The organism is Streptomyces sp. JB150 (assembly GCF_011193355.1).
GTDB lineage: Bacteria > Actinomycetota > Actinomycetes > Streptomycetales > Streptomycetaceae > Streptomyces.
The window spans coordinates 6,588,354-6,613,136 of sequence record NZ_CP049780.1 but is presented as its reverse complement, the minus strand read 5'-3'; the positions used below and the strand labels follow the sequence as shown (position 1 = coordinate 6,613,136).

Sequence of the window (24,783 nt, the reverse complement as noted above, 5' to 3'; positions counted from 1 at the left end):
GTGCTGTGTCAGCTCACGATGACGGCCGGCTCCCCCGACGCGACGCCGTCCTGTTCCATCTGCTCGGCGATCTTCATCGCTTCCTCGATCAGGGTCTCCACGATCCTCGACTCGGGGACGGTCCTGACGACCCTGCCCTTCACGAAGATCTGCCCCTTGCCGTTCCCCGAGGCGACGCCGAGGTCGGCCTCGCGGGCCTCGCCGGGGCCGTTCACCACACACCCCATGACGGCGACGCGCAACGGCACCCGCATGCCGGTGAGGCCGGCGGTGACCTCATCGGCGAGCTTGTACACATCCACTTGAGCGCGGCCACAGGACGGGCAGGAGACGATCTCCAGCCGTCGTTGCCGCAGGTTCAGCGCCTGGAGGATCTGGATGCCGACCTTGACCTCCTCCACGGGCGGGGCGGACAGCGACACGCGGATGGTGTCGCCGATGCCCTGCGACAGCAGCGCGCCGAAGGCGACGGCCGACTTGATCGTGCCCTGGAAGGCGGGGCCGGCCTCGGTGACGCCGAGGTGGAGGGGGTAGTCGCACCGGGCGGCGAGCTGGCGGTAGGCCTCGATCATCACGACCGGGTCGTTGTGCTTGACCGAGATCTTGATGTCGCGAAAGCCGTGCTCCTCGAACAGCGACGCCTCCCACAGCGCCGACTCCACCAGCGCCTCCGGCGTCGCCCTGCCGTACTTGCGCAGCAGCCGCCGGTCCAGCGAACCGGCGTTGACCCCGATCCGGATCGGCGTGCCGTGGTCCTCGGCGGCCCGCGCGATCTCCTGCACCCGGTCGTCGAACTGCTTGATGTTGCCCGGGTTCACGCGGACCGCGGCGCAGCCGGCCTCGATCGCGGCGAACACGTACTTCGGCTGGAAGTGGATGTCGGCGATCACCGGGATCTGCGACTTCTTCGCGATGGTCGCGAGGGCGTCCGCGTCGTCCTGCGTGGGGCAGGCGACCCGGACGATCTCGCAGCCGGCCGCGGTCAGTTCGGCGATCTGCTGGAGGGTGGCGCCGATGTCCGACGTACGGGTCGTCGTCATCGACTGCACGGACACCGGGGCGCCGCCGCCGACCGGCACCGGTCCGACCTGGATCCGGCGCGACGGGCGCCGCTCGGCGATCGGCCGGGCCGGCACCTCGGGGATGCCCAGGGGAACGGCGGTCACGAGGTCACTCCCGGTTTCCGGAGACCGTCTCGCGCATGGCCCGCAGGGACTCCTTCAGGGATCCCATGGTGGCGAGGACGGCGGTGGGCTCGTAGCCGCAGTGGGCCATGCAGTTGGCGCACCGCGGGTCCTTTCCGCGGCCGTACTTGTCCCAGTCGGTCTTCTCGATCAGCTCGCGGTAGGTCGGGACGTATCCGTCGCTCATCAGGTAGCAGGGGCGCTGCCAGCCGAAGAGCGAGTAGTTGGGGATCGCCCACGCGGTGCACGGGAAGTCGACCTTGCCTTCCAGGAAGTCCAGGAAGAGCGGGGAGTGGTTGAGCCGCCAGCGGCGCCGGTTGCCGCCCGAGAAGGCCTTCTTGAACAGCTCGCGGGTCTGCTCGACGCCGAGGAAGTGCTCCTGGTCGGGCGCCTTCTCGTAGGCGTACGCGGGCGAGATCATCATCTCGTCCACCTTCAGCTCGTCGTTGAGGTAGTTCAGGACCTCGACGACGGTCTGCGGGGTGTCGGTGTTGAAGAAGGTCGAGTTGGTGGTGACCCGGAAGCCGCGCCGCTTGGCCTCCTTGATCGCGGCGACCGCCTCGTCGAACACGCCCTCCTTGGCGACGGACTCGTCGTGCCGCTCGCGCAGCCCGTCGATGTGCACGGCGAAGGCGAAGTAGGGCGAGGGGGTGAACTTGTCCATCTTCTTGCGCAGCAGCATGGCGTTGGTGCAGAGGAACACGTATTTCCGCTTCGCCACCAACTGCCGCACGATCTCGTCGATCTGAGGGTGCATCAGCGGTTCGCCGCCGGCGATGGACACCATCGGCGCGCCGGATTCGAGCACCGCTCCCACGGCCTGCGCGACGGGCATGCGCTGCTTGAGCACCCCCGCCGGGTGCTGGATCTTGCCGCAGCCCTCGCACTTGAGGTTGCAGGCGAAGAGCGGCTCCAGTTCGACGATGAGCGGGAACTTGTCGCGCCGGCGCAGCTTCTGTTCGGCCAGATATGTAGCGACCTTGATGGACTGGCGCAGCGGCATGGCCATCGGGCTCACCTCCTGGGGAGCAGCACATTACGGTGCCATTCAAAGAAAGCGGGAAGGATGGAACGTAGGACGCGGAAAGCCGATATTCCACCGCGCACCGTGCCGATGCGGACGAGTTCATGTTCCGGAGCGTCCACGACCACCCGGACGGCCGCAACCGGTCGCTCGCCCCCGCGCACGGCGCTCAGAAGCGTGGCCGCCGACTCCATGTCGGCCGCGATCGCGCCGGTCGACCGCAGGTCGGCGCGTTCGGCGCCGCGGACCACGTGGTCGGAGCCGGTGAGGGGGCCGGTGTGGACGGTGCGGCCGGGCACGGCGCGCGTGAGTTCCTTGACGAGCAGGCCGGTGCGTACGCAGGGGGTGCTGCCGCGCGGGTCCCGGGTCTCCTCGGCGACGACCAGGTCGCCGGGGTGCATGCCGGGGGCGAGCCCCGCGCAGAAGCCGGTGGCGAGGACGGCGGCACCGGCGAGCGCCGGGTCGGCCAGCACCCGGGTCACCGAGCGCTCGGCCGCCTTCGGGCCCATGCCGGTGCGCAGCACGGTGACGGGCCCGCCCGAGCCGCCGCGGTCGCCCAGGCGCAGGGCCAGGTGCTCGATGCCGAGCGCGCAGGCGATCAGCAGCGGGGCCGGGGCGGGCGGTGGGGTCATCAGCTCCCCTTGGCCTCGGCGAGCGGTTTCCTCGGCTGCTTGCCGGAGAACGGCTCGCCGTGCAGGTACCGGCCGAGCGCGGTGAGCGGGAAGACCTGCCGGTAGAGGTGGTAGTTGATGGAGAAGTCCCAGGGAAAGCCGGTGCCGGTGAAGTACGGCTCGTCCCAGGATCCGTCCTCCCGCTGGGTCGCGACGAGCCAGGCGATGCCGCGCTCGACGGCCGGGGACTCCCGCTCGCCCGCCGCCAGCAGGGCCATGAGTGCCCAGGCGGTCTGGGAGGCGGTGGAGGCGCCGCGGCCGCGCCACTCCTTGGCGTACTTGTAGGAGCGCAGGTCCTCGCCCCAGCCGCCGTCGTCGTTCTGCACCTGCTGCAGCCAGGTCACCGCGCGGCGGATCGCCGGGTGCGCGGTGGGCAGTCCGGCCGCGACGAGCGCGGGGACCACCGAGCCGGTGCCGTAGATGTAGTTGACGCCCCAGCGGCCGAACCACGAGCCGTCCGGCTCCTGTTCGGCGAGCAGCCAGTCGATGCCGCGCCGGGTGCGCGGGTCGTGCGCCAGGCCCTCGACGGCCAGCATCTCCACGACGTGCGCGGTGACGTCGGCGGACGGCGGGTCGATGACCTCGCCGAAGTCGCAGAACGGCAGCCGGTTGGGCAGCGGGCTGGTGTTGTCGACGTCGAAGGCCCCCCAGGCGCCGTTCTTCGACTGCATGCCGAGGTTCCAGCGCACCCCGCGCCCGATCGCCCGGTCCACGAGATCCGGCTGGGGGTGCCTGACCCGGCGCAGCGCGAGGACGACCTCGGCGGTGTCGTCGATGTCGGGGTAGTTGTCGTTGTGGAACTCGAACGCCCAGCCGCCGGGCGGGAGTTCGGGCCGGCGCACGGCCCAGTCGCCGCGCCGGACGATCTCCTCGCCGAGCATCCAGTCGGCGGCCTTGACCAGCTGCGGGTGGTCGGCGGGGAGTCCGGCGTCGACCAGGGCGATGGTGGCGAGGCAGGTGTCCCACACCGGGGACTGGCAGGCCTCGATCATGCGCGCGCCGTCCTCGCGCCAGACGGCGAAGCGGTCCAGTGAGGCCAGGCCCTCGCGCATCACCGGGTGCTGGAGGTCGTAGCCGAGCAGGTGCAGCGCGATGATCGAGTACACGGCCGGCGGCTGGATGCCGCCCCAGCAGCCGTCGTTCTCCTGCCGTTCGATGATCCAGCGGGCGGCGGTGTGCATCGCCGCCTTGCGCAGCCGCTTCGGCAGCACCCTGCGCACGGCGTGCAGGCCCTTGTCGAGCCGCTGGAAGGCGCCGTCCCAGCTGGCCGCGGGGGCGAGCGGCCGCGGCGGGTTCGGGCGGGCGGGGTCGGTGTGCAGCTCGTCCAGCGGGAAGGGCGCGGGGCGCACCGGGCGCTTGGCGGAGACGATGGTGAGGGGGACGATGGTCTGCCGGGCCCAGCAGCCGAAGTCGTAGATGTTGAGCGGGAACCAGGACGGGAACCAGATCAGCTCCGGCGGCAGTTCGGGCAGGTCCTCCCACTTCCACCAGCCGAACAGGGCGAGCCAGATGCGGGTGAAGACCCGGGCGGCGGCGATCCCGCCCTGCGCGCGGATCCAGGCGGAGGCTTTGGCCATGTGCGGCGCGTCCGGCGCGTCCCCGGCCAGCCGCAGGGCGACGTACGCCTCGATGGTGGTGGACAGTTCGCCGGGGCCGCCGTAGAAGGTGGCCCAGGTGCCGTCCTCACGCTGCTCGCCGCGGATGAAGAGGGCGGCGGCCCGGGTGGTCTCCTCGTCCTGGATGCCCAGGAACTGACGGAGCAGCAGGTCTTCGGCGTCCATGGTGACGTTGGTCTCCAGGTCGCCCTTCCACCAGCCCTCCGCGTCCTGCCGGGCGAGCAGGAAGTCGGTGGCGCGCAAGGTGGCGCGGACGGCGGCTTCGTGGACCCCGGCCGCCTCGGGGATGGTGTCGGTGTCGCTGGCCGCGGCAGCGCGGGCCGGCAGGGCCGCCCCGGTGCTTCCGTCGGTCGTCGCTGTCATGGCTTCCCCTTCGTGCAGTCCTGCAAGGCGTGCTGTCTGCTGTGGGTCCGCCGTCGGCCGGTGCGCGGCTGCGCGCACCGGCCGGCGACTACGCGAGGGCTATTCGGCCGATAGTGATCATCTCTTCCGTACGACGACGAAGTCGGCGAGCGCGGCGAACTGGGCCCGCACCCGGTCGGGCATGTCCACGGCGTCGAGGGCGTCCAGGGCGATGGCGTACTGGCGGCGCGCCTCCTCGGCGGTCCACTCGCGGCCGCCCGCCTCCTCGATGAGGGCGGCGCGGGCGGCGAACTCCTCCTCGGAGAAGGTGGCGAAGTCGCTGCTCTTGGCGTCGGCGGCGAGGATCTCGCCGAGCCGCTCGGAGGCGCTGCCGCCGGCGGCGAGCGCGGCCACGACGGGCAGCGACTTCTTGCGCTGGCGCAGATCGCTCCAGGTCTGCTTGCCGGTGGCCTCCGGGTCGCCCCAGATGCCGAGCAGGTCGTCCACGGCCTGGAAGGCGAGGCCGAGGTGGTAACCGTACTTCTCCAGGGTGTCGGCGGTGCGGTCGTCGGCGCCGCCGAGCACCGCGCCGATGGAGCAGGCGCAGGCGAGCAGGGCGCCGGTCTTGTTGCCCTCCATCTCCAGGCACTCCTCGACGCTGACCCGGTCGCGGTGCTCGTAGGAGATGTCCTGGGCCTGGCCGTCGATCAGGGCACGGCTCGCGGTGGTCAGCCGGCGGGTGGCGCGGCCGGCCTCGACGGTGCCCAGCTCCAGCAGCAGTTCGTTGGCGAGGGCGAACAGGGCGTCGCCGACCAGGATCGCCTGGGCGGGGCCGTGCACCTTCCAGACGGTGTCGCGGTGGCGGCGCTGTTCGTCGCCGTCCATCAGGTCGTCGTGGAGCAGGGAGAAGTTGTGGACCAGTTCGACGGCGACGGCGCCGGGCACGCCGATCTCCGGGGCGGCCCCGGTGACCTCGGCGGACAGCACGGCCAGCGCGGGGCGCACGGCCTTGCCGCTGTCGCCGGAGGCCGGGTTGCCGTCGGCGTCGATCCAGCCGAAGTGGTAGGCGGCGACCGTGTCCATGGGAGGCGCCAGGCGGTCGATGGCCGCTCGCAGTACCGGTGCGGCCAGGGTCCGGCCGCGCTCCAGGAGCGCGGTCACGTCCACCGCGGTCTCTCGAGCGGCCTTCGAGGCCGGGGGCACAGTGGGCACAGTCTCTCCTCTTGTTGCGATACCGGGGGTGCGGGGGCCGGCCACGCCGTTCGGCCCGTTCATCAGGCGGCCTCCTCGACGTCGAAGAGGTGACGGGGGCGGGGCCGGCCGAGGGCGCGCAGCGCGGCGTCCGCCGCGCTGATGCCGCTGCGGACCGCACTCTCCATGGTCGCGGGCCACCCGGTGGCGGTCCACGCTCCGGCCAGGTACAGGCCGGGGGCCTTGGTGCGGGCGCCGGGCCGCAGCCGCCCGACGCCGGGGGCGGGAGCGAAGGTGGCGGTGCGCTCCCGGGTGACGAAGAAGTCCTTGACTCCGGCGCCGCGGGTGCGGGGCAGGAGCCGTTCCAGCTCGGGCAGGTAGCGCTCGCGCAGCGCGGCCACCGGGGCGTCGATCTCGTCGTGCGCGGCGGACTGGGACAGCGCCAGGTACTGGCCGCCGGTCAGTCCGGACGCCTCGGTGCGGTCGAAGACCCACTGCACGGGGGTGCCGAGCGCGGTGAGGAACGGGGTGTTCAGCACCATGCGGTCGTAGACGACGTGGATGTTGAGGATCGGCGCGGTGCCGATCCGCAGCAGCCGTTCGGGGGCGTCGAGGGCACCGGCCGGCAGCAGGTCGTGCGTCTCGCGCTGTGGTACGGCGAGCACGACCGCGTCCGCCTCGATGCTCTCGCCGGGCACCTGGACGCTCCAACGGCCGTCGTGGCCTTGGGAGATGGCGGTGACGCGGGTACGGAGTGCGGTGCGTACGCCGGCGGCGTCGAGTGCCTTGCGGGCCAGCCGGTCGTGCAGTTCGCCCAGCGGGACGCGGGCCCAGCCGATGTCCGCCGCGCCGGGCTCGGAGAGGAGGCCGGTCTTGAAGACCATCGCGGCGAGCCCCAGGGAGCTGTCGCCGGCGACCGCGTTGAGGGTGGCGACGCCGACCAGGTCCCACAGGGCCTCGACGGCACGCGCGGACTGGCCGTGCGCGGTCAGCCAGCTGCCGAAGTCCTGGCCGTCCAGGGCCGGATCGGTGAGGTCGAGCTGCTGGAGCGCGAGTGCGGCCCGGCCGACCCGGGCGCGCTCGGCGAGCGAGAGGTGCGGGTACGTCGCGAGGCTGCGCCCCAAGTGCAGCGGGACGGGCAGCGCGTCGCGCCGCAGCCGGCCGAGCCGCCGGCCCTCGGGCTTGGTGAGGTCGAGCACGGGGACGTCGAGCCGGTTCTGGAGCGGGGCCAGCGCCGCACCGTCGACGCGCTCGAGGAACCAGCGGTAGGCGGTGCAGCAGCGCAGGTAGACGTGCTGGCCGTTGTCGACGGTCAGCTCGCCGCGCCGGAAGGAGAAGGCGAGGCCGCCGAGCCGGGGCCGGCCTTCGAGCAGGGTGACGCGCACGCCGGCGTCGGCGAGCGCGAGCGCGGCGGTGATCCCGGCGAGCCCGCCGCCGACCACCACGGCGCGACGGCCCTGTCCCGACGGGACACCGGCCGGCACCCGTGCCTCTGTCGCGCCGTCGGTCATCGTGCGCCCTCCCCCGCGCCCGCGCCGCGCGGGCGGCTTCCGGTACGGACCGCCGCCGACAGGGACGCGCCCTCGCGGCGGAGGGTTGCGTCCCGCTTGACCGTGTGCCGCATCAGACGCGCCTCCTGACGGTGCGCCGGGTGACGTGGCGGGTGTCGAGGCCGGACAGGCCGCGGACGGCGACGTAGGCCTTCTCCCGTCCCGGCAGGGAGACGCGGCCGCGCAGCACCGCCTCGGGGTCGCGTTCGATGCGGTCCAGGAGGCGGCGGTAGATGCCGGCCATGGCAGCGACGCAGGCGCCGCTGCGCCGGTCGAGCATGGGGAGCAGCTGGTAGCCCTCGGCGAACAGGGCGCGGGCGCGGCGGACCTCGAAGTGGACGAGGCCGGCGAAGTCGGAGCCCTCCGGCGGGGTCGGTCCGGCGAACCCGCCGGAGCAGCCGAACTTGGCCAGGTCGTCGGCGGGCAGATAGGTGCGCCCGCCCTCGGCGTCCTCGCGGACGTCGCGCAGGATGTTGGTCAGCTGGAGGGCCAGCCCGAGCGTGTCGGCGTACTCGGGGGCGCGTTCGGCGTCACGGGCTCCCGGTTCGGTGCCGAACACGCCGAGGGAGAGGCGGCCGATGGCGCCGGCCACACAGCGGCAGTAGCGCTTGAGGTCGTCCCAGGTCTCGTAGGTCTCGCCGCGCACGTCCATCAGCACGCCGTCGATCAGCTCGTCCAGGCCGCCGAGCGGGATCGGGAAGGTCCGGGCGGCGTGCGCGAGGGCGACGCCGACCGGGTCGGTGTCGTCCTCGTCGATGCCGTCCTCGCGGATCCGGGTGAGCAGCGACCGGGTCTCCTCGAGCCTGGCCGTCTTCACCTCGCCGGTGAGCGCGCCGTCGCCGATGTCGTCGACCCGCCGGGAGAACGCGTACAGCGCCGACATCGCGCGGCGCTTGGGCGTCGGCAGCAGCCGGATGCCGTAGGCGAAGTTGCGGGCCTGCTGGCCGGTGACGGCCTCGCAGTAACGGTAGGCGGCGAGTACCGGTGCGGACACGTGTGGTTCCGACTCCACGGCCCGGATCACCCCTCTCCTCGCAGAGTCACGCCCACCGCGCGCAGCAACCGGAGCTTGCCGGGCTTGGGCGGGCCGGGAAGTACGTCGTAGTCGGCGGCGGCGATCGCGTCGACGGCCGCCCTCCCCCCCGCCACGAACCCCGCGAGCAGCAGCCTGAGCCTGCCCTGCACGCTACCCACGAGGGGGGCGCCTTCATTCAGCAGATCGCGGGCGCGTTGCGCTTCGTACGCGACCAGCGCGCGCACCGACGCGCCCGCCGAGGGGGTGGCGAGGTCCGCCTCGCGGACGTGAAAGCGCCTCATGTCCGCGGCGGGCAGGTAGATCCGGTCGCGGCCGAGGTCCTCGGCGACGTCCTGGAGGTGTTCGACGATCTGCAGGGCGGTGCAGATCATGTCGGAGCGGCGGATCCGCTCGGGGGTGGCGGTGCCGGTGACGGCGAGGACCAGACGGCCGACGGGGTTGGCGGACAGCTCGCAGTAGGCGAGCAGGTCGTCGTAGGTCTCGTAGCGGCCGACGAGCTGGTCCTGGCGGTTGGCGGCGATCAGCCCGAGGAACGGCTCGGGGGTGAGCGAGCGGCGGCGGACGGTCCGCTGGAGCCGGCGCAGCAGCGGGTGGCGGGGTTCGCCGTCGAAGACCCGGCGCAGGTCGGCCTCGAAGGCGTCGAGCAGGGCCAGGCGGTCCTCGGCCCGATCCGGGGCGACGCCGAGCAGGCGGGCGTCGGCACCGCCGGGGGCGAGGTCGCCGTCGCCGATGTCGTCGACGAGGCGGGCGAAGCCGTAGACCGCCATCAGGTCGGCGCGCCAGGCCCGGGGCAGGAAGAACGGGGCCACGGGGAAGTTCTCGCCCGCGGCCTTGCCGAGCGTGGCGCGCTCCGGGTCGGCGCGGTGTGCGGTGCCGACCGCCGTCACCGTGCGCTGCCTCGGGCGGGGACGGCACATGCTTCGGGGAGCCGGGGAGTTTCCGTAGCCATTGCCGTCACATCTCCCGTTCTACACTGCCGACCCAATTCACACTATTTCGGACACGCCGCCCGGCGTTCACCCGGCCGCCCGGCGGAGGGAGGCGCGCATTATCTCCCCACTTGCCGCGATTCGGCACCGCTACAGCTTACGTTGTACAACGCGGACCGGTCCGCGAGGGTGTCCCGCGCATCACGAGAACACACCGATCGGCCCCAAGATTCCGGCCCGCGGCAGGAGTTGACGTCTTCTCCGCACACGCCGGGCCCCGCCGGAGGGTTCCGGCGGGGCCCTGGGCGCACGGGGTCACTTGCCCGTGAACTTCTCGTACTCCTTCAGGACCTCGTCGGTCGGCCCGTCCATCCGCAGCTCGCCGCGCTCCAGCCAGAGCACGCGGTTGCAGGTGTCGCGGATGGACTTGTTGTTGTGGCTGACCAGGAAGACCGTGCCGGCCTCCTTGCGCAGCTCCCGGATGCGGTCCTCGGAGCGCTTCTGGAACTTGCGGTCGCCGGTGGCCAGCGCCTCGTCGATCATGAGGACGTCGTGGTCCTTCGCGGCGGCGATCGAGAACCGCAGCCGGGCGGCCATGCCGGAGGAGTAGGTGCGCATCGGCAGGGTGATGAAGTCGCCCTTCTCGTTGATGCCGGAGAAGTCGACGATCTCCTGGTAGCGCTCCCTGATCTGCTCGCGGGACATGCCCATCGCCAGCCCGCCCAATATGACGTTGCGCTCGCCGGTCAGGTCGTTCATCAGCGCCGCGTTCACGCCGAGGAGCGAGGGCTGGCCGTCGGTGTAGACCTTGCCCTTCTCGGCGGGGAGGAGGCCGGCGATGGCGCGCAGCAGGGTGGACTTGCCGGAGCCGTTGGAGCCGATCAGGCCGATGGCCTCGCCGCGGTAGGCGACGAAGGAGACGCCGCGCACGGCGTGCACCTTGCGCACTCCGCGCGCCGTGTCGTCGGAGCCCCGCCTGAGCATCCGGCTGAGCGCGGCGGTGGCGCTGCCCTTGCCGGTCCTGGCGCCGTTGACGCGGTAGACGATGTGCAGGTCGTCGGCGATGACGGTGGGGATCCGCTCCCCCGGGCGCTGCTCAGCCACGGCCGTACCTCTCCTCCGCCTTCCAGAAGTACACGAAGCCGCCGACGGCGACGAGCACCGCCCAGCCGAGGGCGACCGCCCACACGTGCGGGGGCAGGTTCTCGGAGCCGTAGCCGTCGATCAGCGCGAACCGCATCAGGTCCATGTAGATGGCGGCGGGGTTCCACTGCAGGACGTCCGCGATCCAGGCCGGCTTGCCCTCCAGCATGATCGGGATGGAGAACATCACCCCGGAGGCGTACATCCAGGTGCGCATCACGAACGGCATCAGCTGGGCGAGGTCCGGGGTCTTCGCGCCCATCCGCGCCACGATCAGGGCGAGGCCGGTGTTGAACAGGAACTGCAGGAGCAGCACCGGCACGATCAGCAGCCAGGACAGGTCCGGGTAGCTGCCGAAGCCGCAGGCCACCGCGACCAGCACGACCATCGAGAACAGCAGCTGCTGGAGCTGCTGGAGCGCGAAGGAGATCGGCAGCGAGGCGCGCGGGAAGTGCAGGGCCCGCACCAGGCCGAGGTTGCCGGAGATCGCGCGGACGCCGGCCATCACCGAGGACTGGGTGAAGGTGAAGACGAAGACGCCGGTGACCAGGAACGGGATGTACACGTCCTTGGACATGCCGCGGCCCGCGTCCAGGATCAGCCCGAAGATCAGGTAGTAGACGAGGGCGTTGAGCAGCGGGGTGGCGACCTGCCACAGCTGGCCGAGCTTGGCCTGGCTGTACTGGGCGGTCAGCTTGGCCTGGGAGAAGGCGACGATGAAGTGACGCCGTCCCCACAGCCGGCGGACGTACTCGACGAGCGAGGGCCGGGCGCCGCTGACGGTCAGGCCGTACTTCGCGGCGAGCTCGGCCGGCGTCAGCCGCTCGTCGGGCGACGGTGGCTCGGTCACGGCGACTCCGCCGTCGTGCGTTGTCTCACTCACTACTGGACACTTTCGTCTTCGAAGATGCGCGGCCGGTGCGGGCCTGGCGTGAGCGGGGCCGGGTCGTGGCCCGGCTGCGACGCTCAGGGACGAGCTTGTCAGATCACCGGGGGCCGGCCCAGCCGGGTCAGCCGCCACACCGTACGCCACTTCATGGGCCGGCGGGGACCGCACGGCGTCGTCCAGCCTTCCCGGAATCCGCCGAACCACGCCTTCAGCGCGGGCCGCGACGGGCGGCGCGCCAGGGTCAGCAGCAGCCAGACGCCCAGGTACACGGGGACGAGCAGGGCGGGCAGGTTGCGCCGGGCCAGCCAGACGCGGTTGCGGGCGACCATCCGGTGGTAGACCGCGTGCCGGGAGGGGGCGGTCGTCGGGTGGTACAGCACCATGTCCGACCGGTAGTCGATCATCCAGCCCGCGTCGAGGGCCCGCCAGGCGAGGTCGGTCTCCTCGTGCGCGTAGAAGAACTCGTCCGGCAGTGCGCCGACCTCGGCGAAGACCTGCGTACGGACGGCGTTGGCGCCGCCGAGGAAGGTGGTGACCCGCGAGGAGCGCATCGGGTCCGAGGCGCGCAGCCGCGGCACGTGGCGGCGCTGGGTGACGCCGGTGTCGGGGTCGGCGATGCGGAAGCTGATGATGCCGAGCCGGTCGTCGGCGGCGAACGCCCTGCGGCACAGCTCGGCGGTGTCGGTGCGGGCGAGCAGGCCGTCGTCGTCGAGGAAGAGCAGGATGTCGACGTCGCGGCCGCCGGGCCCGAAGGCCTCGATGCCGACGTTGCGGCCGCCGGGGATGCCCAGGTTCTCGGGCAGCTCGATGGTGCGCACGCCCTCGGGGACGTCCGGGACGGGCGAGCCGTTGCCGACCACCACGACCTCGACGGGGTCGCCGTCCTGCTTGGCGACCGAGTCGAGGAGGGCGCGCAGTTCCTCGGGGCGGTTGCCCATGGTGATGATCACCGCGCCGACCTTCAGGGAGGTCTCCGCTGCCGGCACCGGCCTCACCTCAGCCTGCTCGACGCGAGGATGGACACCAGGTGCAGCACGGTCTGCAGCAGCGCGATGCCCGCGAGGACGGCGGTACCGAGCCGGGTGAAGAACAGGCCGCCGTCGACGTGGTCGGCGATGGCCAGGACCAGGATCAGCAGCGAGGCCTCGATGCCGAGGATCAGCCGGTGGAACTTCAGCGCGGCCGCGGCCCGGCGGGCCAGCGCCATGCCGGAGGAGCGCGGCTCGGCCGCGGACTCCTGCACCGGCGGCTTGCCGGCCTGGTGGCGGGCCACCCCGACGAGGTCGGTCTCGGCCTTGATCAGGATCGCGCCGAGCGCGGCCAGGGTGCCGAGGAAGGCCCACAGCCAGTCGATGCGGCCCTCGCCCCACAGGTCGGCGGCGCGCAGCCCGAGCCCGACGAGGACGGCGGCGTCGGTGAGGTAGGCGCCGACGCGGTCGAGGTAGACCCCGCCGAGCGAGTACTGCTTCTTCCAGCGGGCGATCTCGCCGTCGACGCAGTCGAGCAGCAGATACAGCTGGACCATGATCACGCCGAGCACCGCCCCCGGGATCCCCGGCACCAGCAGTGCCGGGGCCGCGAGGACGCCGCAGACGGTCATCAGGTACGTGAGCTGGTTGGGCGTGACCCTGGTGTTCACCAGGTAGCGGTCGACCCGCAGGGACACCTCACGCATGTAGAGGCGTCCCATCCAGTGCTCACCGCTGCGCCGGTCCTTCACCCCCGGGGGGTGGACGACCGGGCGGAGTTCAGCTACCGATGGCCTTGACATAGTCGGCGTAGATGTCCTTGATCTGGTCGGTTTTCAGGTCGAGGTGCTCGAGGATCGTGTAGCGGCCGGGCCGGGTCTCCGGGGCGAACTCGACGACCCGGACGAACTCCTCCGGGGTGAAGCCGATCTCCTCGGGCAGCACCGGCAGGCCGTGCCGGCGCAGCACCCCGGCCATGTACGCCGACTGCTCGTGGGCCCCGCGCAAGTACATCGCGAAGGCCGCGCCCAGCCCGCACTGCTCGCCGTGGGCCGCGGCCCGCTTGGGGAACAGCAGGTCGAAGGCGTGGTTGATCTCGTGGCAGGCCCCGGAGGAGGGGCGGGAGTCGCCCGACACGGACATGGCGATGCCGCTGAGGACCAGCGCCTCGGCGAGCACCTGGAGGAAGTCGTTGTCCCCGATGCCGCCGGGGTGGCGCAGCACGGCCTCGCCGGCCTGGCGGGCCATGGCCGCGGCCAGTCCGTCGATCTTCTCGCCCTTGACCCGGTTGGCCAGCTCCCAGTCCGCGATGGCGGAGACGTTGGAGACGGCGTCGCCGATGCCGGCCCGGACGTAGCGGACCGGGGCCTCGCGGATGACGTCGAGGTCGATGACGACGGCGATCGGGTTGGGCACGCCGTAGGAGCCGCGCCCGGCGTCGTTGTCGAGGGTGGCGACCGGCGAGCACAGGCCGTCGTGCGCGAGGTTCGTCGGCACGGCGACCAGGGGCAGGCCGACGCGGGCCGCGGCGAACTTGGCGCAGTCGATGATCTTGCCGCCGCCGAGGCCGACGACCGCGTCGTAGTGGCCGGCCTTTATGTCGCTCGCCAGCCGGACCGCGTCGTCGAGGGTGCCGCCGCCGACCTCGTACCAGGTGGCGCCGGGCAGCTGCGGGGCGACCCGCTCGCGCAGCCGCGCGCCGGAGCCGCCGCTGACGGCGACGGCGAGCCGGCCGGAGTGCGAGATGCGCTCGTCGGCGAGGACGCAGGCGAGGTCGTCGAGGGCGCCGGGGCGGATGTCGACGACGAGCGGGGAGGGGATGAGCCTGGTCAGTACCGGCACGCGATCTCCCGTCCCCGGGCGAGATCGTCGTGGTTGTCGATCTCGACCCAGTCGACCTCGCCGATCGGCGCGACGTCGATGCGGAAGCCGCGGTTGACCAGCTCCTGATAGCCGTGCTCGTAGAACTGCTGCGGGTCGCTCTCCCAGACCGTCTTCAGCGCGTCGGCCAGCTCCGGGGCGGCGTCGCCCTCGATGAGGGTGACGCCGATGTACTCGCCGGTGGCCTCGGCCGGGTCCATCAGCTTGGTGATCTTCGTCATGCCCTTCTCGGGGTCGACGACGACCTTCATCTCCTCCTCGGCCAGGCTCTTCACCGTGTCCAGGGCAAGGATGATCTTCTTGCCGTTGCCGCGGGCGGCGAGCAGGGTCTTCTCGACGGAGACCGGGTGGACGGTGTCGCCGTTGGCGAGGATCACGCCGTCCTTGAGGGCGTCACGGCCGCACCACAGGGAGTAGGCGTTGTTCCACTCCTCGGCCTTGTCGTTGTCGATGAGGGTGAGCTTCAGGCCGTACTTCGCCTCCAGGGCCGCCTTGCGCTCGTACACGGCCTCCTTGCGGTAGCCGACGATGATGGCGGCCTCGGTCAGGCCGACCTCGGCGAAGTTGGCGAGGGTCAGGTCGAGAACCGTCGGTTCGCCCTCTATGCCCGCGGGCCCCACCGGCACCAGCGCCTTGGGCAGGCTGTCGGTGTAGGGGCGCAGACGCCGTCCGGCGCCGGCCGCCAGCACGAGGCCGATCATGCGGGTTCTCCTTCATCGTGTACGGCAGGGGCTCCAGCGGAGACCCAGAAGCGGATGCTCTCGACGAGCACCAGCAGGGCGACGGCCACGGCGAGGGCCGTGAGCGCGACCGTGAACTGCGCGGCGGTGAGCACCGCGGCCAGGACGGTGACGAGCAGGGTCCGCCCCTCGTGTCCCCCGGTGGCGCGCACCAGCCAGGCCGGGGGCGCGCCGGCGTTGCCGCGGATGCGGTACACCGTGTCGTAGTGATGGTAGGCGACGGCCGCCACCAGCCCGAAAGCCGCCGGCAGCGCTCCGTTCACCCCCGCGTCGACCGCGAGCGCGAGGACCGTGCCGTACTCGGCGGCGCGGAAGAACGGCGGGACGAGCCAGTCGAGGGCGCCCTTGAGGGGGCGGGCGACGGCGAGACCGGAGGTGAGGGCGTAGCCGAGGGCGGCGACGACCGTCCACGGGCCGGACCCGGTGAACGCGGCGGTGGCGACGACCGCGGCGCCGCCGAGCAGGGCGAGCGCCGGGACGGCGAAGCCGGGCAGCCGGCGGGCGGGGTTCCTGAGCGCCCTGGCGAGGGCCTGGGCGAGCGGGCCGGAGTCGGCGAGGTCGGCGAGCGCGGTGGCCGCGCGGTCCGTCCGCTTCGCCTTGCGGGTCAGCGAGCGCAGCACGCGGCCCGCCGTCGTGTACGTCGCCGCGAACGCGCAGCCGGCGAGCAGGGCGTAGAAGGTGACGCGGGGCGTGGTGACGGCGGTCAGGACGGCGATCATCGCCCAGCGTTCGCCGATCGGCAGGACGATCATGCGGCGCACCCAGACCGTCCAGCCGACGCTGTCCAGCTTGTCGGACAGGGCGGCGGTGGGGCTGGTGTTGGCGGTGGCGTCGTGGTTGGCCTCGTTGAAGGAGAAGTCGACCACGTGCCGGCAGGTCTGGAGGACCATCGCGCCGAGGGCGAGCGCCCAGACGTCGTCGCCGCCGCGGGCGGCGCCGAGGGCGAGGCCCGCGTAGTAGGCGTACTCCTTGGCGCGGTCGAAGGTGGCGTCGAGCCAGGCGCCGAGGGTGGAGTACTGCAGGGAGTAGCGGGCGAGCTGGCCGTCGGTGCAGTCCAGCACGAAGGAGGCGATGAGCAGGACGCCGGCCGCGACGAAGCCGCCGCGGGTACCGGTGGCCGCGCAGCCCGCCGCGATCAGCGCGGTGAGCAGGGAGGCGGTGGTGACCTGGTTGGGGGTCAGGCCGCGGCGGGCGCACCAGCGGGCGATGTAGCGGGAGTACGGGCTGATGAAGAAGGTCGTGAAGAAGCCGTCGCGGGCCTTCACGGCGGACTTCAGCCGGATCGCCTCGTCGTCGACGGCGGCCACGGCCTGGCGGGCCTCGTTGCGGGTCTGCGGGTCCGTGGGGACGGTGGCGACGAGGCTGCCCAGCTCGGGGCGGTGCACGGCGGCGCCGTCGGCGTCGAGCGCGGTGACGACGCGGTCGGCGAGGCCGGCGACGGCGAGCGCGGTGTCGCCGTCGGCGGGGGCGGTGGCGCTGTCGGAGGTGTTCTCGCGGGCCATCGCGCGGGTCAGGGCCTGGCGGCCGGCCGGCTGGGCCGTGACGGCGCCGGGGATGGCGGCCAGCGGGAAGCGGGGGTCGGTCAGACCGAGCCGCAGGGCGTGTACGTGACCGACGAAGCGCGCGTCGACGACCGCGACGCGCTGGTCACCGGGTACCTGCGCGAGCAGTGTCTCGGCGTCGGCGGCGTCGGCGGCGGTGCGCACCTCGAAGCCGAGGGACCGCAGATCGCCCTCGATCGACGATCCGGGGACCGGCTGACCGGTGAGGATGGCGGTCGACAACCGAACTCACTCCCTGCGTGCCGACGCGGACGGCGCCGGGCCTGAACATGGTGGGGGCGCCCCTTGGGCTGCCCATCGGCTGCGCCAGGCGGCGGCATGTCGGCAGAGGCTATCGGATGATCGGAGGCCCGTGTTCACCGCCTGTTCACGGCCCGGACGCCCCGCGCCGCGCGCCGCTCCGCCGTGATCATCATGAGGGCTCCGAGGGCCGGGGCACAAAACCAGACGTCCAGAACGGACATACATGACATACGACGATCGAGGCGCGCGGCGGCGGTGAGGGGGCGGTTCCGGAGCGTGGCGGAGCGGTGCCCGCAGCCGCGCGGAGCGCGCCGGCCGGGCCGTGCGGACTCGGCTCCCCGGCGGAGACCGGATTAGGGTGGGCGACCATGACGTGGCTGATCACCGGCGGTGCCGGATATATCGGGGCTCATGTGGCACGGGCCATGGCCGGGGCCGGGGAGCGGGTCGTCGCCCTGGACGACCTGTCGGCGGGGGTGCCCGCGCGGCTGCCGGACGGCGTGCCGCTGGTGCGTGGCTCGGCGACGGACGCCGAGCTGCTGAGGCGGGTCTTCGCCGAGCACGAGGTGACCGGTGTGGTGCATCTCGCCGCGCGCAAGCAGGTGGCCGAGTCGGTCGCGCGCCCCACCTGGTACTACCAGGAGAACGTGGGCGGGCTGGCGACGCTGCTGGACGAGGTCGCCGCGGCCGGGATCCGGCGGTTCCTGTTCTCGTCCTCGGCGGCCGTCTACGGCAACCCGGATGTGGACCTCATCACGGAGGACACGCCCTGCGCGCCGGTGAACCCGTACGGCGAGACCAAGCTGGCCGGTGAGTGGCTGGTACGGGCCGCGGGCCGGGCGCACGGCATCGCGACCGTGTGCCTGCGGTACTTCAACGTGGCCGGCGCGGCCACCCCCGAGCTGGCCGACACAGGCGTCCACAACGTCGTACCGATGGTCTTCGACCGGCTGACCCGCGACGAGGCGCCGCAAATTTTCGGTGACGACTATCCGACCCCGGACGGCACCTGTGTGCGCGACTACATCCATGTCGCCGACCTCGCCGAGGCGCATCTCGCGGCGGTCCGCCGGCTGTCCGGCGGGGACGCGGCGGGCGATCTGACGCTGAACATCGGCCGCGGCGAGGGCGTCTCGGTGCGGGAGCTGATCACGCTGATCGGCGAAGTGACCGGGGACACCCGGCCGGCCGTCGTCGAGCCGCGCCGCGCCGGGGACGCCCCGCGCGCCGTCGCCGCCGCCGGGCGGGCCGCGGCCGAACTCGGGTGGACGGCCGGCCGAGGGGTACGCGAGATGGTCGAGTCGGCGTGGCGGGGCTGGCTGCTGCACCACGGCCGCTGAGCACCGCACCGCTCTGACCAGCGGATCGTTTCCGCAGGTCAGAGCATATGACAACGGTGTTCAGTGCCGCGTTGCCCGATACCCCCCACCCGTAGTTCACTGTGATCCGGACCGATCACGGGAGGCGGCTTTCATGGGGGCTGGGCACGACCACGGACACGCGCACGCCGTACCGGCCTCCGGTACGGCCGCCGCGGCGTACCGGGGCCGGCTGCGGATCGCGCTGGGCATCACGGTCACCGTGATGCTGGTGGAGATCGCCGGCGGGGTGCTGGCGGACTCGCTCGCGCTGATCGCCGACGCGGCCCACATGGCGACGGACGCGCTGGGGCTCGGCATGGCACTGCTGGCGATCCACTTCGCCAACCTGCCCCCGACCGAGACGCGGACCTTCGGCTATGCCCGCGCCGAGATCCTGGCCGCGCTCGCCAACTGTCTGCTGCTGCTCGGCGTCGGCGGCTATGTGCTGTACGAGGCGATCCAGCGGTTCATCACCCCGGCGGGCACCGAGGGCGGACTGACCCTGGTGTTCGGCGGGATCGGCCTGGTGGCGAACATGATCTCGCTCACCCTGCTGATGCGCGGCCAGAAGGAGAGCCTGAACGTACGCGGCGCCTTCCTCGAGGTGGCGGCGGACGCGCTGGGCTCGGTGGCGGTGCTGATCTCGGCGGCGGTGATCCTCACCACCGGCTGGCAGGCCGCCGACCCGATCGCCTCGCTGGTCATCGGGCTGATGATCGTGCCGCGCACCTTGAAGCTGCTGCGCGAGACGCTGGACGTGCTGCTGGAGTCGGCGCCGAAGGGCGTCGACATGGCGGAGGTGCGTGCCCACATACTGGCGCTGGACGGCGTGGAGGACGTGCACGACCTGCACGCGTGGACGATCACCTCGGGCATGCCGGTGCTGTCCGCGCACGTCGTCGTCCGCCCCGACCTCCTCGGCGCGATCGGGCACGAGAAGATGCTGCACGAGCTGCAGGGGTGTCTCGGCGACCACTTCGACGTGGAGCACTGCACGTTCCAGCTGGAGCCGAGCGGCCACGCGGAGCACGAGGCCCGGCTGTGCCACTGACAGGGCCCCGGCTGTGTCACTGACAGCGCCCCCGGCTGTGCCCCTGACCCGGCCGGGGCACCGGCACCGGCCGGGGCACCGGCACCGGCACCGGCCGGGTCAGGGGCAGCACCGGCCCGGTTGACCGCACACCAGTGCGCACGGTTCCTGGCACAGCGCCCCGGGCACGATCACCTACCGGGCCCCTTTCCCGATGGCGTCCCGGACGGGACATGCGGGTCGGGCCGGGAAGTGCCGGGAGTGCCGGATTCGTACGGCAGACTGGGGCGCGAGGAACGAGGCGAAGGATGGGTATGCCGATCACACCTGCCACCGCGACGCACAGCACGTCGAGCGGCACCGCGGACGCGATCTTGCTGGAACTGGTCGACGAGAACGGCGTCACGATCGGCACCGCGGAGAAGCTGGCGGCCCATCAGCCCCCCGGGCAGCTGCACCGGGCCTTCTCGGTCTTCCTGTTCGACGAGCGGGGCCGGCTGCTGCTGCAGCAGCGGGCGCTCGGCAAGTACCACTCCCCCGGTGTGTGGTCCAACACCTGCTGCGGTCATCCGTATCCCGGTGAGGCACCCTTCGCGGCGGCGGCCCGGCGTACGTACGAGGAGCTGGGGGTCTCCCCGTCGCTGCTGGCCGAGGCGGGCACGGTGCGCTACAACCACCCGGACCCGGCGTCCGGTCTGGTGGAGCAGGAGTACAACCACCTGTTCGTGGGCCTGGTGCAGTCGCCGCTCGCTCCCGACCCGGAGGAGGTCGGCGCCACCGCGTTCGTGACCTCGGCCGAGCTGGCGGAGCGGCACGCCGGGGACCCGTTCTCGGCGTGGTTCATGACGGTGCTGGACGCGGCCCGCCCGGCGATCAGGGAACTGACCGGGCCGTCGGCGGGCTGGTAGCCGCCGCCGGGGCCGCCCGGAACCCTCAACCCGGTGTCTCCGGCCGGCACCCGGCGGCCGGGCCGGACGCCTCCGCTCGACCGGACGCCGCCGCTCGACCGGGTGCGTCCCCCGACCGGGCGCGTCCGCTCTGCCGGACGCGTTCTCAGGCCGGGTGCGCGGGGGCGAGGGGCAGGGCGGCCCAGATCACCTTGCCGCCGCTCGCCGTGTGCTCGACGTCGCACACCCCGCCCGCCTCCCGGGTGATCTCCCGGACCAGGAGCAGTCCCCGGCCGCCGGTCTGCGCGTGGTCGGCCTCCAGGGCGGTGGGGCGGTACGGATGGTTGTCCTCCACCGAGACCCGCACCCAGTCGGCGCCCACGGCGACCTCCACGGCGAGCATCGGCGACAGCAGCGCCGCGTGCCGGACGGCGTTCGTGACCAGCTCCGACACGATCAGCAGCAGCCCTTGGGCGGTGTCGTCGCAGATGGGGACGGACTGACGCAGCAGCAGGTCCCGTACGGCGTGCCGGGCCTGCGGGACCGAGGCGTCGACGGCGGGGGCGGTGAACCTCCACACGCCCTCGTACGGCAGCGGATCGGGCGTCTTCTCCTCAAGGGGTGCCTCTGCGCCGCCTGCCATCGTCCGGTCGCCACCCTCGCGCTCGATTGTCACCACACGTCGAATGGTGACAACGGGCCCGGCCGTGCCGGAGAGCTGAACACAAGTCAGCGATTATCGCTCGTTTTTGCACCGTTGGCGTATGACGCGGTCGGTTGGGGGACTGCTCCTGTCCCGCCCGTGCCGACTTTGCGAACTATTCGGGTTGTACGGGTTTGTCGTCCCCCTCCGGCCGGTCCGCGTACGGGCTGCCGCTCGGCCAGGAGGCCAGTACGAGACGGGTGGCGATCCCGGCGGACGAGGGCCGGCGCTAGCATCCCGCGCATGGAGCCCCAGCTGCTGCACCGCGTCGCCGACTCGGTCGCCACCGTCGTCATCCGCCACCCGGCCAAGCGCAACGCCATGACCGCCGCGATGTGGCGGGCGCTGCCGCCGCTGCTCGACACGCTGGCCGCCGATCCGGAGGTCCGCGCGCTGGTGCTGACGGGTGAGGGCGCCACCTTCTGCGCGGGCGCCGACATCTCCACGCTCCAGGGATCGCCGGAGGAGGCGCAAGGGCTGGCGGTGGCCGCCGAGGAGGCGCTCGCGGCGTTCCCGAAGCCGACGCTGGCGGCGGTCCGGGGGCATTGTGTGGGCGGTGGGTCGCAGCTCGCGGCGGCCTGTGATCTGCGGTTCGCGGAGCAGGGCGCGCTGTTCGGGGTGACGCCGGCGAAGCTCGGGATCGTCTACCCGGCGTCCTCCACCCGGCGGCTGGTGTCGCTGGTGGGCCCGGCCACCGCGAAGTACCTGCTGTTCTCCGGCGAGTTGATCGACGCCGAGCGGGCGCTGCGGACGGGGCTGGTGGACGAGGTGCTGCCGGAGGGGGAACTCGGCAAGCGCGTGGCCGAGTTCACCCGGATCCTCACGGCGCGCTCGCAGCTGACGCAGGCGGCGGCCAAGGAGTTCGCCAACGGGCGGACCGACCGGGACGAGCACTGGGCGGCGCGGGCGCGGGAGAGCGGCGACACCGCGGAGGGCGTCGCCGCGTTCCTGGAGCGCCGCTCGCCGCGCTTCACCTGGACCGCGTCTGCGTGAGCCGGAACCCGTCTTTTCCGCCATGTGTGCCGGAGGCCGGCTGAGGTACCCGACGCCGCGTAGCAGTGACCCGGAACCCTGGACGACGAAGAGGAGATCGACGTGTTCCGTGCAATCGCGGACGTACTGCGACAGATCGGCGGCGCCATCGCCACGGTGGTCACCCTGCCCTTCCGCGCGCTGGCCCGGCTCTTCGGCGGCGCCTCGGCCTCCGGGCGCCGGGCGTAGGGGTCGCCCCGCGCCACGTCGCGACGCCCGACCGGCCCTGAGCCCCGGTTGTCGGTGCCACCTGCCACAATTGCCGCGCAACCGGAGTGAGAAGGCGGTACGGGATCGTGACGACACCCGGGTCCCTCGGAGCAGGGTCCATCGAAGGCAGGATCGCCGAGGAGCTCGGCGTCAGGGAGCGGCAGGTCAAGGCCGCCGTCGAGCTGCTGGACGGCGGTTCGACGGTGCCCTTCATCGCGCGCTACCGCAAGGAAGCGACCGAGATGCTCGACGACGCGCAGCTGCGCACGATCGAGGAGCGGCTGCGCTATCTGCGGGAGCTGGAGGAGCGGCGCGCCGCGATCCTGGACTCGGTGCGCGAGCAGGGCAAGCTGACCGAGGAGCTGGAGGCCCGGATCCGGGGCGCCGAGACGAAGGCGCGCCTGGAGGACATCTACCTGCCGTTCAAGCCCAAGCGCCGCACCAAGGCGCAGATCGCCCGCGAGGCCGGTCTCGAGCCGCTGGCGGACGGCCTGCTGGGCGACCCGAGCGTCGAGCCGGCGGCCGCCGCCGCGGCCTTCGTGGACCCGGCCAAGGGTGTCGCCGACGCGCAGGCCGCGCTGGACGGCGCGCGCGCCATCCTCACCGAGCGGTTCTCGGAGGACGCCGACCTGATCGGCGAGCTGCGCGAGCGCATGTGGGTGCGCGGGCGGCTCGTGGCCAGGGTGCGGGAGGGCAAGGAGGAGGCCGGTGCGAAGTTCTCCGACTACTTCGACTTCGCGGAGCCCTTCACCGAGCTGCCCTCGCACCGGATCCTGGCGATGCTGCGCGGCGAGAAGGAAGAGGTCCTGGACCTCGTCCTGGAGCCGGAGGAGCCCACCGACGGCCCGTCGTCGTACGAGGGGATCATCGCGCACCGCTTCGGCATCGCCGACCGGGGCCGCCCCGCCGACAAGTGGCTGACGGACACGGTCCGCTGGGCCTGGCGCACCCGCGTCCTCGTCCACCTCGGCATCGACCTGCGGCTGCGGCTGCGCACGGCCGCCGAGGACGAGGCGGTCAAGGTGTTCGCGGCGAACCTGCGGGACCTGCTGCTGGCGGCCCCGGCGGGCACGCGCGCCACGCTGGGCCTGGACCCCGGTTTCCGTACGGGCGTGAAGGTGGCCGTCGTCGACGCCACCGGCAAGGTCGTCGCCACCGACGTGATCTACCCGCACGTCCCGGCCAACAAGTGGGACGAGGCGATCGCCAAGCTGGCCCGGCTGGCGAAGACCCACGCGGTCGAGCTGATCGCGATCGGCAACGGCACCGCGTCCCGCGAGACCGACAAGCTCGCCGGGGAACTCATCGCCAGGCACCCCGAGCTGAAGCTCACCAAGGTGATGGTGTCCGAGGCGGGCGCCTCGGTGTACTCGGCGTCGGCGTTCGCCTCCCAGGAGCTGCCCGAGCTGGACGTGTCGCTGCGCGGCGCGGTGTCGATCGCGCGCCGGCTGCAGGACCCGCTGGCCGAGCTGGTGAAGATCGATCCGAAGTCGATCGGCGTCGGCCAGTACCAGCACGACCTGTCCGAGGTGAAGCTGTCGCGCTCGCTGGACGCGGTCGTCGAGGACTGTGTGAACGGCGTCGGCGTGGACGTGAACACCGCCTCCGCGCCGCTGCTGGCGCGGGTCTCCGGCATCTCCTCCGGGCTGGCGGAGAACATCGTGGCGCACCGCGACGCCAACGGCCCCTTCACCTCCCGCGCGCAGCTGAAGAAGGTGCCGCGGCTGGGCCCGAAGGCGTACGAGCAGTGCGCGGGCTTCCTGCGCATCCGCGGCGGCGACGACCCGCTGGACGCGTCCAGCGTGCACCCGGAGGCGTACCCGGTGGTGCGGCGCATCGTGAAGACCACCGGCCAGGAGGTGGCCGCGCTCATCGGCAACACCGGGGTGCTGCGCTCGCTCAGGCCGCAGGACTTCGTGGACGAGACGTTCGGCCTGCCGACCGTCACCGACATCCTCAGGGAGCTGGAGAAGCCGGGCCGCGACCCGCGGCCCGCGTTCCGGACGGCCTCGTTCAAGGAGGGCGTGGAGAAGATCTCCGACCTGGAGCCGGGGATGGTCCTGGAGGGCGTGGTCACGAACGTGGCCGCGTTCGGGGCGTTCGTCGACGTGGGTGTCCACCAGGACGGTCTGGTGCACGTCTCCGCGATGTCGAGGACGTTCGTCAAGGACCCGCGTGACGTGGTCAAGCCGGGCGACATCGTCAAGGTGAAGGTGCTCGACGTCGACATCCCGCGCAAGCGGATCTCGCTGACGCTGCGGCTGGACGACGAGGCGGCTCCGCAGGGCGGGCAGCCGTCCGGTGAGCGCCGTCAGCCGCGGGGCGGCCGTCCGCCGCAGCAGCGGCAGGGCGGGGGCCGCGGGCGCGGCAGCGGGAGCGGGAGCGGGGGCAACGGCGGCGGACGTCAGGCTCCGGCGCCGGCCAACGGCGCCATGGCCGACGCGCTGCGCCGCGCGGGCCTGCTCGACCCGAAGAAGGGCGGCAGGGGCTGACCCCCACGGCCCCCGGCCCACGGCCCACGGTGCGCTGCGCCGGGGGCCGTGGGCCGTGCCACCGGATGCTGTCCGTCGGGGGCGGGGCGAGCCGGGGTC

Annotated in this window: 22 protein-coding genes; 6 read left to right on the top strand and 16 right to left on the bottom strand. The window is 72.6% G+C overall.

The window, feature by feature from the left end; all coding sequences use genetic code 11:
- Window positions 1-8 precede the first annotated feature (8 nt).
- The 15 genes from ispG to G7Z13_RS30020 all read right to left on the bottom strand — a co-directional run bounded on the left by ispG (window position 9) and on the right by G7Z13_RS30020 (window position 16,948).
- Window positions 9-1,166, bottom strand: a complete 1,158-nt coding sequence (gene ispG, locus G7Z13_RS30090; RefSeq protein ID WP_166003487.1) for a flavodoxin-dependent (E)-4-hydroxy-3-methylbut-2-enyl-diphosphate synthase — start codon at window positions 1,164-1,166, stop codon at window positions 9-11.
- A gap of 4 nt (window positions 1,167-1,170) precedes the next feature.
- A complete protein-coding gene (gene hpnH, locus G7Z13_RS30085) occupies window positions 1,171-2,193 on the bottom strand; it encodes an adenosyl-hopene transferase HpnH (RefSeq protein WP_166003485.1) in 1,023 nt (340 codons plus the stop codon).
- A gap of 5 nt (window positions 2,194-2,198) precedes the next feature.
- Complete coding sequence (locus G7Z13_RS30080; protein ID WP_166003484.1) at window positions 2,199-2,840, bottom strand: 1-hydroxy-2-methyl-2-butenyl 4-diphosphate reductase; 642 nt, start codon at window positions 2,838-2,840, stop codon at window positions 2,199-2,201.
- Window positions 2,840-4,858: a squalene--hopene cyclase gene (gene shc, locus G7Z13_RS30075; RefSeq protein ID WP_166003482.1), complete on the bottom strand. Its 2,019-nt coding sequence runs from the start codon at window positions 4,856-4,858 to the stop codon at window positions 2,840-2,842. The genes G7Z13_RS30080 and shc overlap by 1 nt, the downstream gene beginning before the upstream one ends.
- A gap of 117 nt (window positions 4,859-4,975) precedes the next feature.
- Window positions 4,976-6,112, bottom strand: coding sequence for a polyprenyl synthetase family protein (locus G7Z13_RS30070; RefSeq protein WP_166003481.1), 1,137 nt, complete (start codon window positions 6,110-6,112; stop codon window positions 4,976-4,978).
- On the bottom strand, window positions 6,112-7,539 hold the full coding sequence (gene hpnE / locus G7Z13_RS30065; protein WP_166003479.1) for a hydroxysqualene dehydroxylase HpnE: 1,428 nt from the start codon (window positions 7,537-7,539) through the stop codon (window positions 6,112-6,114). The genes G7Z13_RS30070 and hpnE overlap by 1 nt, the downstream gene beginning before the upstream one ends.
- Window positions 7,540-7,651: 112 nt before the next feature.
- Window positions 7,652-8,602: a presqualene diphosphate synthase HpnD gene (hpnD, locus tag G7Z13_RS30060; RefSeq protein WP_166003477.1), complete on the bottom strand. Its 951-nt coding sequence runs from the start codon at window positions 8,600-8,602 to the stop codon at window positions 7,652-7,654.
- Window positions 8,599-9,501, bottom strand: coding sequence for a squalene synthase HpnC (hpnC, locus tag G7Z13_RS30055; protein ID WP_166003476.1), 903 nt, complete (start codon window positions 9,499-9,501; stop codon window positions 8,599-8,601). Before hpnC ends, hpnD begins: the two co-directional genes overlap by 4 nt.
- Window positions 9,502-9,858: 357 nt before the next feature.
- A complete protein-coding gene (locus G7Z13_RS30050; RefSeq protein ID WP_166003474.1) occupies window positions 9,859-10,647 on the bottom strand; it encodes an ABC transporter ATP-binding protein in 789 nt (262 codons plus the stop codon).
- Window positions 10,640-11,569, bottom strand: a complete 930-nt coding sequence (locus G7Z13_RS30045) for an ABC transporter permease (protein ID WP_166003472.1) — start codon at window positions 11,567-11,569, stop codon at window positions 10,640-10,642. Before G7Z13_RS30045 ends, G7Z13_RS30050 begins: the two co-directional genes overlap by 8 nt.
- Before the next feature lie 98 nt (window positions 11,570-11,667).
- Window positions 11,668-12,540, bottom strand: coding sequence for a glycosyltransferase (locus tag G7Z13_RS30040; RefSeq protein ID WP_166005440.1), 873 nt, complete (start codon window positions 12,538-12,540; stop codon window positions 11,668-11,670).
- Window positions 12,541-12,566: 26 nt separating this feature from the next.
- Window positions 12,567-13,346, bottom strand: coding sequence for a CDP-alcohol phosphatidyltransferase family protein (locus G7Z13_RS30035; protein WP_166003470.1), 780 nt, complete (start codon window positions 13,344-13,346; stop codon window positions 12,567-12,569).
- Window positions 13,324-14,385 (bottom strand): iron-containing alcohol dehydrogenase family protein, encoded by a 1,062-nt coding sequence (locus tag G7Z13_RS30030; RefSeq protein WP_166003468.1) that lies wholly within the window; start codon window positions 14,383-14,385, stop codon window positions 13,324-13,326. The genes G7Z13_RS30035 and G7Z13_RS30030 overlap by 23 nt, the downstream gene beginning before the upstream one ends.
- Window positions 14,373-15,125: a phosphocholine cytidylyltransferase family protein gene (locus G7Z13_RS30025; protein ID WP_166003466.1), complete on the bottom strand. Its 753-nt coding sequence runs from the start codon at window positions 15,123-15,125 to the stop codon at window positions 14,373-14,375. The genes G7Z13_RS30030 and G7Z13_RS30025 overlap by 13 nt, the downstream gene beginning before the upstream one ends.
- Window positions 15,122-16,948: a DUF5941 domain-containing protein gene (locus tag G7Z13_RS30020; protein WP_166003465.1), complete on the bottom strand. Its 1,827-nt coding sequence runs from the start codon at window positions 16,946-16,948 to the stop codon at window positions 15,122-15,124. The genes G7Z13_RS30025 and G7Z13_RS30020 overlap by 4 nt, the downstream gene beginning before the upstream one ends.
- A gap of 389 nt (window positions 16,949-17,337) precedes the next feature.
- Here G7Z13_RS30020 and galE point away from each other — a divergent pair, with 389 nt between their 5' ends.
- The 3 genes from galE to idi all read left to right on the top strand — a co-directional run bounded on the left by galE (window position 17,338) and on the right by idi (window position 20,268).
- Window positions 17,338-18,309 carry a UDP-glucose 4-epimerase GalE gene (gene galE, locus G7Z13_RS30015; protein ID WP_166003463.1) on the top strand — a complete coding sequence of 324 codons (972 nt, stop codon included), beginning with the start codon at window positions 17,338-17,340 and terminating at the stop codon, window positions 18,307-18,309.
- Between the two features lie 133 nt (window positions 18,310-18,442).
- Window positions 18,443-19,381 (top strand): cation diffusion facilitator family transporter, encoded by a 939-nt coding sequence (locus tag G7Z13_RS30010; RefSeq protein WP_166003461.1) that lies wholly within the window; start codon window positions 18,443-18,445, stop codon window positions 19,379-19,381.
- A 293-nt stretch (window positions 19,382-19,674) separates the two neighbouring features.
- On the top strand, window positions 19,675-20,268 hold the full coding sequence (gene idi, locus G7Z13_RS30005; protein ID WP_166003459.1) for an isopentenyl-diphosphate Delta-isomerase: 594 nt from the start codon (window positions 19,675-19,677) through the stop codon (window positions 20,266-20,268).
- A 145-nt stretch (window positions 20,269-20,413) separates the two neighbouring features.
- On the opposite strand, the gene G7Z13_RS30000 is transcribed toward idi, so the two are convergent.
- Window positions 20,414-20,890: an ATP-binding protein gene (locus G7Z13_RS30000; RefSeq protein ID WP_166003458.1), complete on the bottom strand. Its 477-nt coding sequence runs from the start codon at window positions 20,888-20,890 to the stop codon at window positions 20,414-20,416.
- Between the two features lie 303 nt (window positions 20,891-21,193).
- Here G7Z13_RS30000 and G7Z13_RS29995 point away from each other — a divergent pair, with 303 nt between their 5' ends.
- From G7Z13_RS29995 to G7Z13_RS29990, 3 genes are all read left to right on the top strand, one after another.
- On the top strand, window positions 21,194-21,943 hold the full coding sequence (locus tag G7Z13_RS29995; RefSeq protein WP_166003456.1) for an enoyl-CoA hydratase/isomerase family protein: 750 nt from the start codon (window positions 21,194-21,196) through the stop codon (window positions 21,941-21,943).
- Window positions 21,944-22,045: 102 nt separating this feature from the next.
- Window positions 22,046-22,171 carry an LPFR motif small protein gene (locus G7Z13_RS34165; RefSeq protein WP_277347426.1) on the top strand — a complete coding sequence of 42 codons (126 nt, stop codon included), beginning with the start codon at window positions 22,046-22,048 and terminating at the stop codon, window positions 22,169-22,171.
- Between the two features lie 107 nt (window positions 22,172-22,278).
- Window positions 22,279-24,684, top strand: coding sequence for a Tex family protein (locus tag G7Z13_RS29990; RefSeq protein ID WP_166003455.1), 2,406 nt, complete (start codon window positions 22,279-22,281; stop codon window positions 24,682-24,684).
- Window positions 24,685-24,783 lie beyond the last annotated feature (99 nt).